Source organism: Pseudoalteromonas sp. (assembly GCF_041629635.1).
Lineage (GTDB): Bacteria > Pseudomonadota > Gammaproteobacteria > Enterobacterales > Alteromonadaceae > Pseudoalteromonas.
This window is the reverse complement of sequence record NZ_JBFKMX010000034.1, coordinates 1-17,471: the sequence shown is the minus strand read 5'-3', so window position 1 is coordinate 17,471 and position 17,471 is coordinate 1. Positions and strand designations below refer to the sequence as shown.

Here is a 17,471-nt window from a genome sequence, read left to right as displayed (position 1 = left end):
CTTCAAAGGCCTTTCTTATTGTTTATCAAAATTAAAAATAGGGTTAAATACCCAAGCTGGTCCAATAAGTAAAAAACTCAAATCATCGAAAAATGACGGTTTCTTGCCCTCCACTTTATGTCCAATAAATTGAAAAATCCATGCAATGACAAATACCGCTATTGCAATTTCGATAACATACAATGAAATGTTTTGAGCTACGTAAATACAAAGCCCTGTAAATAACGACATAACAACGCCAAGTTTAATGCTGAGCATAAAATAAAAGATTAATGCAGCCAGTGAAATAACAGAGAGACAAATCAAACCGGTTAAACCAGGAATAGCCGTTATAAGAGCAACGACAGAAAAATAAATAAGCGGTACCGCAACTTTGTGAATTTTAATATTGGTGGTATTTTGATGGCTTTCGCCATACAATGAAAACCACTCTTCTATCGTTTTCATAATTACCTCAGTGTTATTAGATTTATTAGAATAATTACACTAACAACATTAATACACTGAGGTATAAAAAGCCAGTTACTTGTTAACTTGGAAAACCGTTTAGCATATAATCGCAAACAACCGGTGTTGGTTTATGCTCAGCATCAACCGCAACAAAAGTAAAAGTGCCTGAAATAGCTTGGTGTTTATCATCTTTGTGCATTGTTTCTAGGTAAATGATAACCTCAACTTTTAAACTTGTATTTCCAACATGAACAACAGTTGCTACTAGTTCTGCAAAACTCCCCGCTGGTATCGCTTCTTTAAAATCCACACGGTCAGATGAAATAGTTACTAAAGGTTTACGACAAAAACGTGTGGCAGCAATAAAGGCGACTTCATCCATCCAAGCTAATGCATCGCCACCAAATAATGTGTTGTGATGATTGGTACGACCGGGAAATACAGTCTTTGTTACAGAGGTGATTGAGTCTCTAATACGTTGTTCGATAATATCTTGTTTTGTCATGATTACTTTTGTTTACTTGCAAGTTCAACTTGCATTAATAATGCGGGATCAAGTCTGACTTGCCCCCAGTTTAAACGCCAATCTAAGTGTGGGCCAGTAACTCGACCAGTTGCACCTATTTCAGCAATTTTATCGCCTAATTTTACATCCTTACCTACTTGAACATGTAACTTGTGAAGGTGAATATAGGTTGTAGTTACACCATAGCCATGGTCCAGAATCAGTGTACCACCTGAGTAGTATAAGTCATTTTCGGCAAATACTACTTTGCCAGAAACAGGTGCGTAAATAGGTGTGCCTGTTTTATTGGCAATGTCTAACCCGAAGTGTGGACGTTTAGGGGTACCATTAAAATAGCGCTGGCTACCATAAACACCAGAAATACGCCCTGATGCTGGGCGGTATATTGGAGATAAAAAATCTTCTCTATGTGAAAAGGTACTGCGCGCTTCTTTTACAGCTTGTGCTTCTTTTTTAGTTCGCTCAAGCACAGACTTAGGTGGTGAAACATATTTTTTCTCCACCCCAGTTATTCTATCAATGTCATACTCACGCTTGGTAATAACCAGTGGTTGCTGATGCCATTTACCATCAGCAGTTTGCCAAGATAATGTATGCGATAACGCTTCATCTCTGCCAAAACCAAACACAAAGTGACCACCAGGTGTAATTGCAAGGGTTGTATCATTTAACTTAACTTGCTTAACATTATTTAACTGACCGGTAACTAGGCCGCCTTGTGTTAAATGGCCTTTTAATTCAAGGGCATTGGCAGAGCTAATTACATACAAACTAAGCGCAAATAATTTCTTAAGCATAGGCAATTGCACCTTTGCCTACACCCTCGTAAGCAGCTACACGGAAGCTAGACTCTGGATTATCATTTTTTAAGCTATGCGCAATATGTTGCGCAATACATTCAACGGTTGAATCTACGAGTAAAATATCAACCACAGCTTCACTGATACTTAATTCAAAATACCCTTGCGATGAGGTATATGCAGAGTGAACACCACTTTCTACGGGTGATACAAATTTAAGCTGCTCTGCGTTAATACGATCCTCTTCACTGACAAGATAAATATCTTGCCATTTTTGGCACCATAACTTATTTAGCCTTGGGCTTCGCATACCATTTTCTTCAATTTCAATGGTGCTGCGGTGACCGTGAATAATACGCTGACAATTACCATCATGTTTTTTAAGACCATGACTATAGTGATAATAAAACCCATTGGTATGTTCTGGTCTTAAATTAAGCACAATTTTACTCACGTTTTTTGGTAATTGTGGCAAAATCGTGTCTTCTAAGAAGAGCTTTACACTTGCTTCATCTATCTTGTCTGTATCGATAAAGCAAAATGCTTGCTGCGGCGAACTCACAGCAAGTTGATGCTCGCCAAAACTAAAGCTAACGTTAGTTTGTTCACCTAGGTTTGAAATAACCGCATCACCTTGTGTTGCAATAGCAAGTTTATGGTCAATAACATCATCAATAATGCGCTTAACTTGTTTTTTCACAAGTGAAAAATCAAGCACCATAGATTCATCGTTAAGATCACCGTGCATTTCAAGGTCAACTATCCAGCTCTCGCCAAGCGGACCTCGTTTGTCACAAAGGTAAGAAAAATCAATAACAGTTAAGTCTTTTACAAATAAAATCATAGATAAGCTGCGCTTTTTAACAATGCTGTAATTATAAAGGGATAACTTCGCTATTAGTAGCAAATTGTTGAAAATCAACTGTTCGGAGTTGTTTGGCGTACAAGTGTAAGCTAAAGTAGCCGGAAAAATTTAGAAAGAAAGAAGTTATGGAACAGAAAAACAGTTATAGCAAAGCCGAATTAGAAGCATGTGGTCGTGGTGAAATGTTTGGTGAAGGCAACTGCCGCCTTCCTTCAGATAATATGCTTATGATGGACCGTATCATAAATATCACCGATGAAGGTGGCGAGTATGGTAAAGGTGAAATCGTTGCAGAACTTGATATCGACCCAAGCCTTTGGTTTTTTGACTGTCACTTTAAAGGTGACCCAGTAATGCCAGGTTGTTTAGGGCTTGATGCTATGTGGCAATTAGTGGGCTTTTTCTTAGGTTGGTCAGGGGGTCCTGGTCTTGGTCGCGCATTAGGTGTAGGCGAAGTTAAATTCACTGGCCAAATTTTACCAACAGCTAAAAAAGTAACTTATCGTTTAAATATGAAACGTGTTATTAAGCGTAAATTATTTATGGGTCTTGCAGATGGTACGGTAGAAGTTGATGGCCGTGTAATCTATGAAGCAAAAGATTTAAAAGTAGGTCTTTTCCAAGATACTAGCGCGTTTTAATTTAAAACGAGCAAATGCAAAAACGCCCACTTTATGTGGGCGTCGTCTCCTAAAACTATGATTTAAACATTGTGCGATCTTCCATCGCTTCTCGCCATCCACCGAGCCATTGAGATCTTGGGTCAATATTGTCATACGGACACATTTCTTTGGAACGACCTGCTAGGCCTGCTTTATAACCTTGAGAATGTGCTCTTTCTAAACGATCTCTTTTTTGTCTCTTCATAGGTAATGTCCTCACCTTTTTTATTAAACTAATTGGATGTTGAAGTTGGGCCTGTGCCCGAAAACCAATAACTTAAAATTAGTAACGAAAACCGTTACAGCTAAGGGTGTTTAACATTTCCTTGTTAGCAACTGTGCTAACAAATGGAAGTGCTCTACATAGATTTAAGTTGCTCCTTAATTGCATATTGAGATAGTAAATTGGCTTAAAAGCCACATGTCTAGAAGACCATATTTATAAGGTTAGATCAAACATTCGATCCGTGCTAGATAGAATAAACATGACAAATGTATGAAGATTTAATTGCATATTTAGGAAAACAATGCAGATAAATATAAATAGGAAAATTATTTTTTAATGAAATGAATTTAAGCGAATAAATATTTTTATTTGTGTTTTTTTCAAAACAATTTTTGAACTTTACGATTTACTCTTATCCATTTGATTTTCAATGAATAATTTTGGATTTTTTGGGTAGTAATAGCTAGGGTGTTGATCACAAAGAGAAAACTCGCGGGTGTTCTTATACGGCAGCTTCATAAAGCCTGCAACGCCCACATCACGAATCCGAACAATGTTCGACATAATGCGATTAAGTAAGTTTTCAAACAATCCTTTTTTAGCGGGTTCTAACAATCGATAATAATAATGCACTTTGATACGCTCAGGCAGTGATTCAATAATTATACAGCCCGTATGATGAATTTGGTTTAAGCCAAATACCGCTTTTAGAATTTCATTTGGTAGAGTCAATTGCTCATCTGGATCTTTACCATCTTCAAAATAACTGTGTGGCCTCACAATTTCGCTATCTGGCATTTCAGAGACTGAATATTTTAAAGTAGGTAATTCATCGAAAATAAGCGCACCCTCTTGGTCACGCTCAAGTTGAATTGTCTGCCTAGCATCGAATAAACAACACTTAAATAACCCTTTTTGCTTTATACCCTGAGCAATACGAATGGTGTTATTAACTGCTTGCGTAAACGCTTTTCGATAAGATTCATCGTGAAGTACCAAGTTTGATTCAACATACAAATTATCTTCACGCCATTGGTAGCTTAAGCCGCCTACCACTGGGTATTTTGCTAATCTGGAAATAGACGCTAAAAACGCTTTTTCAGTATCACCCATATCGACCAGAAATTCTTTGTAGTAACGATCTAACTGCGCATCTTCAACCTTAGCCAACTGTTTTTCACTGTCAGCTTGACGTAAAAATTGTTTTCGCGAGCTGTACACTACAGTATCCGGTGTATCATCAAAGGGGTGATGCCAAAATGGAATAAGTGGTTTATCTTTATGAAGTGGCAAATCAGGTAAATAGCTTTTGGCAATTTTTGGCATGTTTTTGATAAAATAATCACCCGATAAGTCTCGCGTTGTTTTATCTTTACTCAGCATGCCATCAATAATGCTAGCAAATTCAATTGGCAACCCCAAACTTTTCGCAGGTAATACAAGATTGCCAAAACGACATGATTGCGCAGACGCTAACGCATAAAGCGTAGATGCAACGCCTTGCTCATCAAAACGCGGCGAGGATTTAGCGCCCGACATCTGCTCATCACCAATAAAATAAACATCACCCATGCGTGCATTAGAGTAATTGGCATCATGGCTCATTAAATCCATCATGTTAGCGGCAACAGGGTTGCCAAAACCATCTTCTTGCGCAAACACACTTGAGCCCCAATCAACTAACGAAAACTGGTTAGTGTTTTCATCCCACACAATATTAGAAGGTTTAATATCACCATGCACTATAGGCTGTTCGGTAAAGCCTGTCTTATGATTACGAAGGGCCAGCAATATATTGCGAAGTTCAAGACCCAGATTTACCAAAAAAGGCACTGATACACGGCCATGTTGTAAGCTTACTTGTTCAAGGTTATCGCCTTTGGCGTAAGCCATCATTAAAATGCCCTGCTTTTTTATGCGCTCAAAGGCATAAAATTCGGGCACCATAGGATTATTCACTTGTGACAGCATATAGCCTTCATCTTCTAAGCGATCCCGAACACTTTGAGTAAGCGTAATTCGTGAAAACTTAAATACGCAATCCTTACCTTGGGTATTTGTGCCAACAAACACAAAACCAAATGCACCTGAGCCAATTACTTTAACGTCATGGTAGCCCAGTTTTTCAAGCTGCTTTTCGCAAATTTTTAGCCATTGCTTATGTTTTTTAGCATCAATGTGCGAAAGCAAATAAATAGATTGCTCTTCATTGATATAAAAATTACGAATGGCTTTAGACATGAAAGGAAATAAACTGAGTTTTTATTGATTATAAAGAAAAAAACGAGTGAAAGACCACTCGTTTTTAGATTTAAACACGCTTTAGTGGTTAGAAAGTGATTCCACCATCAATTTCCATTACGCGACCTGTTACAAACTCATTTTCAAAAATAAAGTTGGCTGTATGTGCGATTTCATCTGCTTCACCTAAACGACCAACAGGTTTCATTTTAAGTAAACGCTCTTTTGCTTCAGGTTTCATAGCATCTGTCATTGCGGTGCGAATAACACCTGGTGCTATTGCAGCCACACGAATACCATAACGACCTAGTTCACGTGCCCAAGTGGTGGTCATTGCAACAACGCCGGCTTTTGAAGCTGCGTAATTGGTTTGTCCCATATTACCAGCACGCGCCACACTCGACATATTAATAATAACGCCTTTATTACCGTTATTAACCATATGGTTTGCAGCTTCTCGGCCACACAGAAATACACCCGTTAAATTAACATCAATAACAGATTGGAACTGCTCTAGTGACATTTTTTTGGTTACTTTGCCTTCTTTGACTTTTAAAAATAAGCCATCACGTAAAATGCCAGCGTTATTTACTAAGCCATCGATTTGACCAAAGTCACTGTTAATTTGGTTAAAGGTGTCTTCAACTTCTTGCTCTTGCGTAACATTACACACGTAAGTGCGGATAACACCCGTTGTGGTGCCTAATTCAGACCTCGCATTTGCAAGCATTTCTTGTTGCATATCAATAAGGGCAATATTTGCGCCTTTATCAGCAAAATGTTGTGCCATCGCAAGCCCTAAACCTTGCGCACCTCCGGTAATAACAATGGTTTTACCATTTACTTGCATATTAAGAATCCTTATTAAACAACTTAAAGATTGAAGAGAAGTCGAGATTACCCATCTCTTGGTTTTGCATTAACTGATATAAGCTTTGCGATAAACGGCCAAGTGGTACATTTGATTGACTGCTGCTTGCTGTATCCATAGCAAGGCCGAGATCTTTCGCCATCAAATCAACCATAAAGCCACCTTTATAGTCATTAGAGCTTGGCACATTTTCAAGCACATTCGGGCAAGGGTTATATAATTCTAACGTCCAGTTACGGCCGGAACTTTGCAGCATAATGTCTGACAAAACCTTTGGATCAAGGCCGTTATCGATACCCATTTGAAGTGCTTCGCTGGTACCCGCCATTAAAATAGCAAGTAGCATGTTATTACAGATTTTAGCTACCTGCCCTGCACCATGATCGCCCGCATGAAAAATGTTTTTACCCATATCAGCTAATACGGTTTTAGCATTTTCAAATTCAGTAACACTGCCACCCACAATAAAGGTTAATGTGCCATTCGTTGCGCCAGCAACACCACCAGAAACAGGTGCATCAACAAAACTTACACCACGTTTGGCAAGCTCGCTTGCAACAAATTTAGCCGTATCTGCATCTATAGTGCTGCAATCAATCACTTGTGTATTATTTGTAAGTGCTGCGCCTACACCGTTTTCATCTAAATAAATTGACTTAACGTGTTTGCCTGCAGGTAGCATGGTAATTACAAAGTCTTTTTCTTCAGCACATGCTAAAGCAGTTGTGGCGCTATTAGCACCTTTTTCAACAAGTTCCGTTACTGCTGAATCATTTAAGTCAAATACTGTAACTGAATGACCAGCTTTAACAAGGTTTGCAGCCATTGGGCCGCCCATATTACCTAAACCAATAAATCCAATATTTGCCATGATTATTCCTATAAATCCGTTAGTGGATGCCCGTTTGACCATTCAACATTAAAGAATGATTCAATCACATCGCTATCTACATTGCTGATGGCGTCAAATTGCCATTGAGGGGCGTTGTCTTTATCAATTAGTAATGCACGCACACCTTCTTTGAATTCACCAAGTTGACCACAACGTACACTCATACCAAGTTCCATTTGAAAACACTCTTTGAGTGATAAGCCATTTGCACGCTTAAGCTGTTGATAAACTAAATGGGCACTCAGAGGACTACCATGTGAAAGACCTTTTTGCGCACGCGATAACCATTTATCGTCTGTTTTAAACGATAAAATGGCATCCACTTTATCGGTAAGTGCGTCGACTTCTGCCATTGCAGCAAATACTGCGTTGTGCAATTCAACATTGGCTGGCAGGTCAATATCACTTTTTGCATTAAACGTTGTTAATAGATGACTTAACGCTTGATGGTTTTGATCAGCATTGGTTGACCACTTGGTACTTAAAAGTGAATCTATTAGCTCACTTTTAAATTGATGCTCAATTACAGTGTCGCCTAAACCAATATAAAGCGCATCGAGGGCATTGACCGATGCGCCCGTTAATCCTAAAAATAACCCCACTTGTGTTGGCATTTTATTTAAAAAATAACTGCCACCGACATCTGGGTATAAACCTATGGTAATTTCAGGCATAGCGATACGCGATGATTCGGTTAATACACGGTGCGATGCACCTGCCATTAAACCAAGGCCGCCTCCCATAATAATGCCGTTACCCCACACACAAAGCGGTTTTACATAATTATGAATAAGGTAATCTAAACGATACTCTTTAGTGAAAAATGTTTCGATGTAATCGCTTGGCTGACCGGTATGCATTGCATTGTACAAGCTAACAACATCACCACCGGCGCAAAACGCTTTATCGCCCGCACCTTGTAAAAGCACCATGCTAACGTTTTCATCATTTTGCCAATCAAGCAATTGATTATATAGCAGCTCAATCATTTCAAGATTAAGCGCATTAAGTGCCTTTTCAACGTTTAAGGTTGCGATACCGATAACAAACCCGATATCGGTATTTTTTGTTTCAAACGTAACAACAGCCATTAACAGTTCACCCAGTTTGCTTTGCGTTTTTCTAAAAAGGCATTCACGCCCTCTTTTTGGTCTTGCGTGTCAAAAAGATTGATGAAAAGTTCACGCTCAAGTGGTAGCGCAGAAGTCATAGTGCCTGAGCGGCTATGTTGAATCAGCGATTTACAGGCTGCAACCGAAGTTGGGCTTTGATCTTCAACTTGCTTAGCAAGTGCAATGGCTTTATCAAACGCTTCACCTTTACCAACAACCTCTTCTACAAGGCCAATATTATAGGCTTTTTCAGCAGTTAAACGCTCACCACATAAAATCATGCGTTTTGCCCAGCCTTCACCTACCAGCCATGCAAGGTTTTGCGTACCGCCAGCACAAGGTAATAAACCAACTTTTGCTTCAGGCAATGCCATTTGTGCTTGCTCTTCAGCAATACGTAAATCACATGCAAGTGCCACTTCTAAACCGCCACCCATGGCGTAACCGTTAATTGCTGCAATAGATACACCACGGAAGTTACTTAACGCTTCAAACGCCTGGCCAAAAATAATCGACATTTCAGCGGCAACGCCCTTATCGCCGCTGGCAAATAGGTTTAGGTCCGCGCCAGCTGAGAAGAATTTTTCACCTTCCCCTTTGATCACAAGCGAATACACATCTTTATTGTTATTCAGATCAGCGACCATATCTCGAAGTTGCGTCAGTGTTTCTTTAGTCCATGTATTCGCCGGTGGATTAGACATAGTAACAACTGCGATATGCCCTTCAATCGATAATTTGATTTGTGCGCTCATTATGCTCTCCTTACAGAATCTCTTGTGAACCTTCAGCTAAAATACGACGACCAATAATTAGGCGCATAATCTCATTTGTACCCTCTAAAATTTGGTGTACACGAACATCACGGAAATGGCGCTCTAAAGGGTATTCTTTGATATAACCATAGCCACCGTGAAGTTGCAGTGCATCGTCACATACTTTAAAGCCAACATCGGTTGCATAGCGTTTTGCCATAGCACAATACGTAGTGCGCTCAGGATCTTTTTCATCCAATTTAAATGCAGCAAGACGTACCATTTGACGGGCAGCTACAAGTTCTGTGTTCATATCTGCAAGTTTAAATTGCAGTGCTTGGAACGCTGCTAACGGTTTGCCAAATTGCTTACGCTCAAGCATGTATTCTTTTGCTGTGTTCAGTGCTTGCTGCGCGGTACCAATTGAACAGGTCGCGATATTAATGCGGCCGCCATCTAAGCCCATCATGGCAAATTTAAACCCTTCGCCTTCTTGACCAAGCAAGTTTTGTTTTGGGATACGCACACCATCAAACGAAATAAGACGTGTAGGTTGTGCATTCCAGCCCATTTTTTCTTCTGCTTTACCGTATTCAATACCCGCTGCGTTTGCATCAACAACAAAAGCCGAAATACCTTTCGGTCCATCTTCACCAGTGCGCGCCATAACCACTAATAAATCAGTTTCGCCAGCGCCTGAAATAAACATTTTAGAACCAGAAATAACGTATTCATCACCTTCTAAAACCGCTTTAGTTTTAAGAGATGCAGCATCTGAACCTGAACCTGGTTCAGTTAAGCAATACGATGCAAGCAATTGACCCATAACAAGCTCATCACAATACTGTGCTTTCACCTCATCAGTACCAAAGCTTGCAATCATCCAAGTAGCCATATTGTGAATGGTTAGCATGGCAGTCGTTGCAGTACAGCCCATCGCCAGTTGTTCGAAAATAATGCTCGAATCAAGACGCGATAAACCAAGACCGCCAGCTTCTTCTGGCGTATATAAACCACAGAAACCTAGTTCCCCCGCTTTTTGGATTACGTCTTTTGGAAAAATATGTTCTTGATCCCACTTGCCCGCATTTGGTAGTAATTCGCTCATAGCAAACTGTTTGGCGGTTTCTGCAAACGCTTGTTGATCTTCAGTTAGATTAAAATTCATAGTCACCCCTTTGAACGGCAGATAAGGCAAACGCCTTATCGTAGGTTGATACTCATATTTGGACCGGTTGCGATATCATCTTCAAACCAGCGTGCAGTAATTGTTTTAGTCTCAGTGTAAAAACGAACACCTTGTTTACCATAGGTGTGCTGGTCGCCATAGAATGAGCCTTTCCAACCAGTAAATGAGAAGAAAGGAAGTGGTACCGGAATTGGCACATTAATACCTACTTGGCCTACTTCAATTTCATGCTGGAATTTACGTGCTGCAGCACCGCAAGCAGTAAATAAAGACGTACCATTACCGTATGGGCTTTCATTGATAATTTGGATTGCTTCATCAAGCGTATCAACGCAAATACACGCAAGCACAGGGCCGAAAATTTCTTCTTTGTATAAGTCCATTTCACGCGTTACATCAGTAAATAACGTTGGGCCTACCCAGTTACCTTTGTCATAACCTTCAACAACAAAGTCAGAGCCGTCTATTAAACACGTTGCACCTTGCGCTTTACCACTTTCGATAATTGATAAAATACGTGCTTTTGCTTGTGGAGATGTTTGAGGGCCATAGGCTGCTTCTGGGTCATTCCAAACGCCAGGACGTACTTTGGTAAATTCTTCTTTTAATTCGTTAATCCATTCTTTTGATTGACCAACAAATACAGCAACTGAAATACCCATACAGCGCTGACCAGCCGCACCAACTGATGCACCAACAAGGTTTGAAATGGCGCGCTCTTTTTTCGCATCAGGCATAATTACCATGTGGTTTTTAGCACCTACACAGGCTTGAACACGTTTAAGATTCGCTGTACCACGTGAATAGATGTACTCACCGACACCACATGAACCAACAAATGAAATTGCACGTACACTTGGCTCATCTAAAATACGGTCTACTTGGTGTTTTGTACCATGAATAACCTGTAATACACCTTTAGGTGCGCCAGCTTCTTCAAACAGTTCAACTAAGCGCATTGGTGTAAGTGGGTCTTGCTCAGACGGTTTTAAAATAAAGGTATTACCGCAAACAATCGCCATTGGGAACATCCAAAGTGGGATCATCGCAGGAAAGTTAAATGGTGTAATACCAGCACACACACCAAGTGGCTGCATATACGAATAGGTATCGATATTACGCGCTACGTTTTCAACGGTTTCACCCATCATTAATGCTGGCGCGTTAGCTGCTTGTTCAACAACTTCAATACCACGCCACACATCGCCTTTGGCATCTTCAAACGTTTTGCCTAATTCGTGACAAATAATCGTTGCTAGCTCGTCATGATGTTCTTTTAAAAGAGCTGCGTAACGCATCATAATGCGTGCACGTTCTGTTACAGGTACATCTTTCCAAGTTTTAAACGTTTCTTTAGCAGAGGCAATCGCTTCATCAATTTCGCTGTCTGTTGCTAGAGGAACTTGTGCCAGTACTTCTTGGTTAGCTGGATTTACAACATCTAACAATTCATTTGATTCCGACTGGCGCATTTCGCCATTAATATATAAAGGAACCTTTACCATTATTCTTCTCCCCAAATAAAAAAGGCGCATAAACGCGCCTTCATTTTTAATTATTTTACTTCGATTGCCATTGCAACCGCTTCACCACCACCAATACACAGTGATGCCACGCCTTTATTTAGGCCACGGTTTTTAAGTGCATGAATAAGCGTTACTAAAATACGTGCGCCACTTGCACCGATTGGGTGACCAAGTGCACATGCACCGCCATTCACGTTTACTTTATTGTTATCAAGTTGCATTTCGTTAATAGCAAGCATAGTTACCATGGCAAATGCTTCATTAATTTCCCAAAGATCAACGTCTTCTTTTGACCAGCCCGCTTTGTCTAACACTTTTTCCATCGCACCAATTGGCGCGGTAGTAAATTCAGCTGGAATATGTGAATTTGTCGCATGGGCTTTAATTTCACAAAGTGGTGTTAAACCAAGTTCTGATGCTTTTGACGCTTTCATTAAAACAAGTGACGCAGCCCCGTCAGAAATAGACGATGAGTTTGCTGCTGTGATGGTGCCATCTTTTGCAAATGCAGCGCGTAGGCTTGGTATTTTCTCAGGACGCGCATTACCTGGCTGCTCATCGATTGCTACTGTCACATCACCTTTACGACTAGAATAGGTATGTGGCGCAATTTCAGCTTCAAATGCACCACTTTCAATTGCAGCGTTAGCTTTAGAAAGAGATGAAATTGCAAAGGTATCCATATCATCACGAGTTAAGCCATACTTATCAGCTGTTTCTTGAGCAAAGCAGCCCATTGCTTTGTTGTCGTATGCATCTTCTAAACCATCAGCCATCATATGATCTTTAATTTCACCATGGCCCATACGGAAACCGCCACGGGCTTTTGGTAAGAAGTAAGGTGCATTACTCATACTTTCCATACCGCCAGCAACTGCCACGTTAATGCTGTCTGCTTTGATTAAGTCATGGGCTAACATCGCTGCTTTTAAGCCAGAGCCACATACTTTATTGATGGTTGTTGCGCCTGTTGCTAAATTGAGACCTGCTTTTATCATTGCTTGACGCGCAGGTGCTTGACCAAGACCAGCTGGTAAAACGCAGCCCATAATGACTTCGTCAATCATATCAACGTTTAGATTACAGCTTTCAATGCTACTTTTAATTGCTGTAGCACCTAAATCAGTTGCATTTACCGATGATAAAGCACCCATAAAACCGCCCATTGCTGTGCGTTTTGCACTTACAATTACTACTGGATCGATTTGAGAATTTTCAACAGACATTTGTTATCTCCAAAATTTATATGTTTTCAGCATACATAAAAATTACGTTTACGCAAACGTAAATCTAGATGTCATACCTTTTATAGTGTTAAGAAATAATGACAATGAAGGGTAATTGTGTAATGAATTTAAGGCAGAATGTCAGAAATACAATGCATTCACGTTAATTTTTAGCGTATATATTCAAGACTAATTAGGTAAGATAAACATCTTACCTAAGCACACAGCTTTACCTTTACGTAAACTTCACTTATAGTTAATTACCAAATTAATGAGGTGTAGTTTAGATGAGTACAGAAAATACAGAACAGACCTTTAGTATTAGCGAACTTGCAAAAGAATTTGACATAACAACTAGAAGCATTCGTTTTTATGAAGACCAAGGTCTGGTTACGCCCCGCCGTCAAGGGCAAACACGTATATATAGTAAACGCGATAAAGTGCGTTTAAAACTGATCTTACGAGGAAAACGCCTAGGATTTACGCTTGCTGAAACAGGCCGTTTGTTTGAGCTGTATGATGCCGACAAATCAAGTGCAACTCAACTTAAAATTATGCTTGAGTTAATCTCAGATAAAAAAGCACATCTTGAACAGCAAATGGATGACATTAAAGTTGTTTTAATGGAACTTGTTACTGCTGAGCGTCGTTGCCGTGACACGCTAAAAAACCTAGACGAAGCTTAAAATAATAACCACACCTTATGACAACAAAACATCAATAGGACACACACAATGAGCACCGTTTCTCTTTATAAAGAATTAAATTTTGGTCTTGGTGAAACAGCCGACATGATCCGTGACCATGTAAATAGTTTTGCAACTAATGAAATTGCCCCACTTGCTGAAAAAACTGATATCGACAATATGTTCCCAAATGAGCTTTGGCCAAAGTTTGGTGAAATGGGTTTATTGGGCTTAACCGTTGATGAAGAATTTGGCGGTTCTAACCTAGGTTACCTTGAACACGTAATTGCAATGGAAGAAATCAGCCGTGCCAGTGCGTCTATTGGTTTAAGCTACGGTGCACATTCAAATTTATGTGTAAACCAAATTGCCCGTAACGGTAACCAAGCGCAAAAAGAAAAATATTTACCAAAACTTATTTCAGGTGAACACATTGGTGCGCTTGCGATGAGTGAGCCAAATTCTGGTTCAGACGTTGTTTCAATGCGTTTAAAAGCTGAAAAGCGTGGCGATAAATACATTCTTAACGGTAATAAAATGTGGATCACTAATGGTCCAGATGCAGATACCTTTGTTATTTACGCAAAAACAGATCTAGAAGCGGGCCCGAAAGGCATTACAGCCTTCATCGTTGAAAAATCGTACCCTGGTTTTAGCCAAGCACAAAAACTGGATAAATTAGGTATGCGAGGATCAAACACTTGTGAATTGGTTTTTGAAGATTGTGAAGTACCAGAAGAAAACATTCTTGGCGAATTAAACCAAGGTGTGAAAGTACTGATGAGCGGTCTTGATTACGAACGTGTTGTTTTAGCCGGTGGTCCACTTGGCATTATGCAAGCATGTATGGACATTGTTGTGCCTTATATTCACGAGCGTAAGCAGTTTAATACTGAAATTGGTAACTTCCAGTTAATTCAAGGCAAGATTGCTGATATGTATACACAAATGAATGCCGCACGTTCTTATGTTTATACCGTTGCAAAAGCATGTGACCGTGGTGAAACGACCCGTAAAGATGCTGCTGGCGCAATTTTATATGCTGCAGAGCTTGCTACCAAAATGGCACTAGATGCAATTCAAATTCTAGGTGGTAACGGTTATATCAATGAATATGCAACAGGCCGATTACTGCGTGACGCAAAGCTCTATGAAATTGGTGCGGGTACATCTGAAATTCGCCGTATGTTGATTGGTCGTGAACTATTTAACGAAAGTAAATAGGATGTGCCATGACCATATTAACTTCAAATATTAACCCGCTTGATTCAGACTTTTTAACAAAAACTGAATCAATGCAGGCACTTGTTGATGACTTAAAAGCTAAAACGCAAGAAATAACTCAGGGCGGTGGTGAGCGCTTAGTTGAACGTCACCGAAGTCGCGGTAAGTTATTTGTCCGTGACCGCATTAATTGTTTATTAGATGAAGGATCACCGTTTTTAGAAGTATCGCAATTTGCAGCTTTTGGTGTGTACCCAGAACAAATCCCATGTGCAGGTGTTGTAGCAGGCATTGGTCGCGTTAAAGGCGTTGAATGTATGATCATCGCAAACGATGCAACGGTTAAAGGCGGTACCTATTTCCCTATTACGGTAAAAAAACACCTGCGAGCACAAGAAATTGCAGAGCGTTGTCATCTACCGTGTATTTATTTGGTAGATTCAGGCGGTGCTAACTTGCCAGAGCAAGATGAGGTATTCCCAGATAAACTGCATTTTGGCCGTATTTTCTATAACCAAAGCCGTATGTCAGCAAAAGGTATTCCGCAAATTGCTGTTGTAATGGGTTTATGTACCGCAGGTGGCGCTTATGTGCCAGCAATGGCAGATGAAAGTATTATCGTAAAAGAGCAAGGCACCATCTTTTTAGCAGGTCCACCTCTTGTAAAAGCTGCAACCGGTGAAGAAGTATCAGCCGAAGAGCTTGGAGGCGCAGATGTACACTGTAAAACATCCGGTGTTGCCGATCACTACGCTGAAAATGATGAGCATGCCCTTTCAATCGCACGCCAATGTGTATCGCGTTTAAACCATACACGCCCTACCGCACCAATTTTAACAGATTTCAAAGCACCTCGTTATGATGCCAAAGAAATTTACGGTATTGTTGGTACGGATCTTAAAAAACCCTTTGATGTTCGTGAAGTGATTGCACGTGTTGTCGATGATTCATCGTTTGATGAATTTAAACAATACTTTGGTGAAACTTTAGTAACTGGCTTTGCTGAGATTTTTGGTATGCCTGTAGGTATTGTTGCCAACAACGGTATTCTTTTCTCCGAATCAGCGCAAAAAGGCGCGCATTTTATTCAGCTTTGTGCCCAGCGCAATATTCCATTGGTGTTTTTACAAAATATTACCGGCTTTATGGTGGGTAAAAAATACGAAGCTGAAGGCATTGCGAAACACGGCGCGAAAATGGTAACAGCTGTGAGCTGCGCGGATGTGCCTAAATTCACTATTTTGATTGGTGGTTCGTATGGTGCTGGTAACTACGGCATGTGTGGTCGCGCATTTGAGCCAACCATGATGTGGATGTGGCCTAATGCTCGTATTTCAGTAATGGGTGGTGAACAAGCCGCTGGGGTATTAACCCAAGTAAAGCAAGATGGTTTAAAACGCAAAGGGCTTGCAATGAGCGACGATGAGGTTGCCGCATTTAAAAAGCCCATTATTGCGCAGTATGAAGAACAAGGCCATCCGTATTATGCCAGTGCACGATTGTGGGATGATGGCATCATAGACCCTGCTGAAACACGAAATGTACTCGGACTTGCTTTAAGTGCAGCAAAAAATGCACCAGAGCAGGAATCGAAGTTCGGCGTATTTAGAATGTAGGAGTAAGTGATGTCTGTAACCTTAACAATAACAAAACAAAAAGTTGCGACGCTTACAATTGAACGCAGCGAAGTACATAACGCATTTGACGCACACACTATCGCACAACTGATCCAACAAATTGAATATGCCAACACATTGGATATTCGCGCGTTAGTATTAAAAGGCGAAGGCAAGCATTTTAGCGCGGGTGCTGATTTAAACTGGATGAAATCCATGGTGTCGAATACTTTTGAAGATAACGTGGCGGATTCAATGGAGCTTGCTCGTTTAATGCAGGTACTGTTTGAAACTAAAGTGCCAACGTTATGTCTAGTGCAAGGCGCAGCTTTCGGTGGTGCCCTTGGTTTAATTGCCTGTTGTGATATTGCTGTGGCTGATGAAAAAGCGAAATTTTGCCTGAGCGAAGTAAAACTTGGCCTTATCCCAGCGGTAATTAGCCCATATGTGATTAATGCAATTGGTGAGCGTCAAGCGCGCCGTTATTTCCAAACGGCCGAAGTATTTTTTGCTGATAAAGCACTTGCACTTGGTTTAGTTCATGAAGTGTCAGATTCACCTGAAGATACACTCGACACCCTACTTCATGCAATTTTACAAAATG

At 40.3% G+C, this 17,471-nt stretch carries 18 protein-coding genes; 5 read left to right on the top strand and 13 right to left on the bottom strand.

Features of this window, described 5'->3' with window-relative positions; all coding sequences use genetic code 11:
- Positions 1–15: 15 nt before the first annotated feature.
- The 4 genes from ABYD77_RS07225 to ABYD77_RS07210 all read right to left on the bottom strand — a co-directional run bounded on the left by ABYD77_RS07225 (position 16) and on the right by ABYD77_RS07210 (position 2,620).
- On the bottom strand, positions 16–447 hold the full coding sequence (locus ABYD77_RS07225; RefSeq protein ID WP_372768434.1) for a DUF962 domain-containing protein: 432 nt from the start codon (positions 445–447) through the stop codon (positions 16–18).
- 82 nt (positions 448–529) lie between these two features.
- Positions 530–955, bottom strand: coding sequence for an acyl-CoA thioesterase (locus tag ABYD77_RS07220; RefSeq protein WP_372768432.1), 426 nt, complete (start codon positions 953–955; stop codon positions 530–532).
- Between the two features lie 2 nt (positions 956–957).
- A complete protein-coding gene (locus ABYD77_RS07215; protein ID WP_372768430.1) occupies positions 958–1,773 on the bottom strand; it encodes a M23 family metallopeptidase in 816 nt (271 codons plus the stop codon).
- On the bottom strand, positions 1,766–2,620 hold the full coding sequence (locus ABYD77_RS07210; protein ID WP_372768428.1) for a 6-carboxytetrahydropterin synthase: 855 nt from the start codon (positions 2,618–2,620) through the stop codon (positions 1,766–1,768). The genes ABYD77_RS07215 and ABYD77_RS07210 overlap by 8 nt, the downstream gene beginning before the upstream one ends.
- A gap of 146 nt (positions 2,621–2,766) precedes the next feature.
- Here ABYD77_RS07210 and fabA point away from each other — a divergent pair, with 146 nt between their 5' ends.
- Positions 2,767–3,282 carry a 3-hydroxyacyl-[acyl-carrier-protein] dehydratase FabA gene (fabA, locus tag ABYD77_RS07205; RefSeq protein ID WP_372768426.1) on the top strand — a complete coding sequence of 172 codons (516 nt, stop codon included), beginning with the start codon at positions 2,767–2,769 and terminating at the stop codon, positions 3,280–3,282.
- 55 nt (positions 3,283–3,337) lie between these two features.
- Here fabA and rmf read toward each other — a convergent pair whose 3' ends face one another.
- The 9 genes from rmf to ABYD77_RS07160 form a co-directional block, all read right to left on the bottom strand.
- Positions 3,338–3,508: a ribosome modulation factor gene (gene rmf / locus ABYD77_RS07200; RefSeq protein ID WP_010560105.1), complete on the bottom strand. Its 171-nt coding sequence runs from the start codon at positions 3,506–3,508 to the stop codon at positions 3,338–3,340.
- Between the two features lie 420 nt (positions 3,509–3,928).
- Positions 3,929–5,770 (bottom strand): protein kinase, encoded by a 1,842-nt coding sequence (locus ABYD77_RS07195; RefSeq protein WP_372768424.1) that lies wholly within the window; start codon positions 5,768–5,770, stop codon positions 3,929–3,931.
- An 88-nt stretch (positions 5,771–5,858) separates the two neighbouring features.
- Positions 5,859–6,620 carry an SDR family oxidoreductase gene (locus ABYD77_RS07190; protein WP_372768422.1) on the bottom strand — a complete coding sequence of 254 codons (762 nt, stop codon included), beginning with the start codon at positions 6,618–6,620 and terminating at the stop codon, positions 5,859–5,861.
- Position 6,621: 1 nt separating this feature from the next.
- Positions 6,622–7,518 (bottom strand): 3-hydroxyisobutyrate dehydrogenase, encoded by an 897-nt coding sequence (mmsB, locus tag ABYD77_RS07185; protein ID WP_372768456.1) that lies wholly within the window; start codon positions 7,516–7,518, stop codon positions 6,622–6,624.
- Between the two features lie 2 nt (positions 7,519–7,520).
- Positions 7,521–8,624, bottom strand: coding sequence for an enoyl-CoA hydratase/isomerase family protein (locus tag ABYD77_RS07180; protein ID WP_372768420.1), 1,104 nt, complete (start codon positions 8,622–8,624; stop codon positions 7,521–7,523).
- Positions 8,624–9,400: an enoyl-CoA hydratase gene (locus ABYD77_RS07175; RefSeq protein WP_372768418.1), complete on the bottom strand. Its 777-nt coding sequence runs from the start codon at positions 9,398–9,400 to the stop codon at positions 8,624–8,626. The genes ABYD77_RS07180 and ABYD77_RS07175 overlap by 1 nt, the downstream gene beginning before the upstream one ends.
- Positions 9,401–9,410: 10 nt before the next feature.
- Complete coding sequence (locus tag ABYD77_RS07170; RefSeq protein WP_010560111.1) at positions 9,411–10,568, bottom strand: acyl-CoA dehydrogenase family protein; 1,158 nt, start codon at positions 10,566–10,568, stop codon at positions 9,411–9,413.
- A gap of 35 nt (positions 10,569–10,603) precedes the next feature.
- Positions 10,604–12,094 carry a CoA-acylating methylmalonate-semialdehyde dehydrogenase gene (locus ABYD77_RS07165; RefSeq protein ID WP_372768416.1) on the bottom strand — a complete coding sequence of 497 codons (1,491 nt, stop codon included), beginning with the start codon at positions 12,092–12,094 and terminating at the stop codon, positions 10,604–10,606.
- Positions 12,095–12,144: 50 nt separating this feature from the next.
- On the bottom strand, positions 12,145–13,341 hold the full coding sequence (locus ABYD77_RS07160) for an acetyl-CoA C-acyltransferase (RefSeq protein ID WP_372768414.1): 1,197 nt from the start codon (positions 13,339–13,341) through the stop codon (positions 12,145–12,147).
- A 287-nt stretch (positions 13,342–13,628) separates the two neighbouring features.
- On the opposite strand from ABYD77_RS07160, the gene ABYD77_RS07155 reads away from it, so the two are divergent.
- From ABYD77_RS07155 to ABYD77_RS07140, 4 genes are all read left to right on the top strand, one after another.
- Entirely contained in the window at positions 13,629–14,027 is a 399-nt protein-coding gene (locus ABYD77_RS07155; protein ID WP_274760685.1) for a MerR family DNA-binding transcriptional regulator, read from the top strand.
- 48 nt (positions 14,028–14,075) lie between these two features.
- Positions 14,076–15,251 (top strand): isovaleryl-CoA dehydrogenase, encoded by a 1,176-nt coding sequence (locus ABYD77_RS07150; RefSeq protein WP_100913354.1) that lies wholly within the window; start codon positions 14,076–14,078, stop codon positions 15,249–15,251.
- Between the two features lie 8 nt (positions 15,252–15,259).
- A complete protein-coding gene (locus ABYD77_RS07145; RefSeq protein WP_372768411.1) occupies positions 15,260–16,867 on the top strand; it encodes a carboxyl transferase domain-containing protein in 1,608 nt (535 codons plus the stop codon).
- A 9-nt stretch (positions 16,868–16,876) separates the two neighbouring features.
- A partial coding sequence (locus ABYD77_RS07140; RefSeq protein WP_372768409.1) for an enoyl-CoA hydratase-related protein occupies positions 16,877–17,471 on the top strand: 595 nt, incomplete at its 3' end.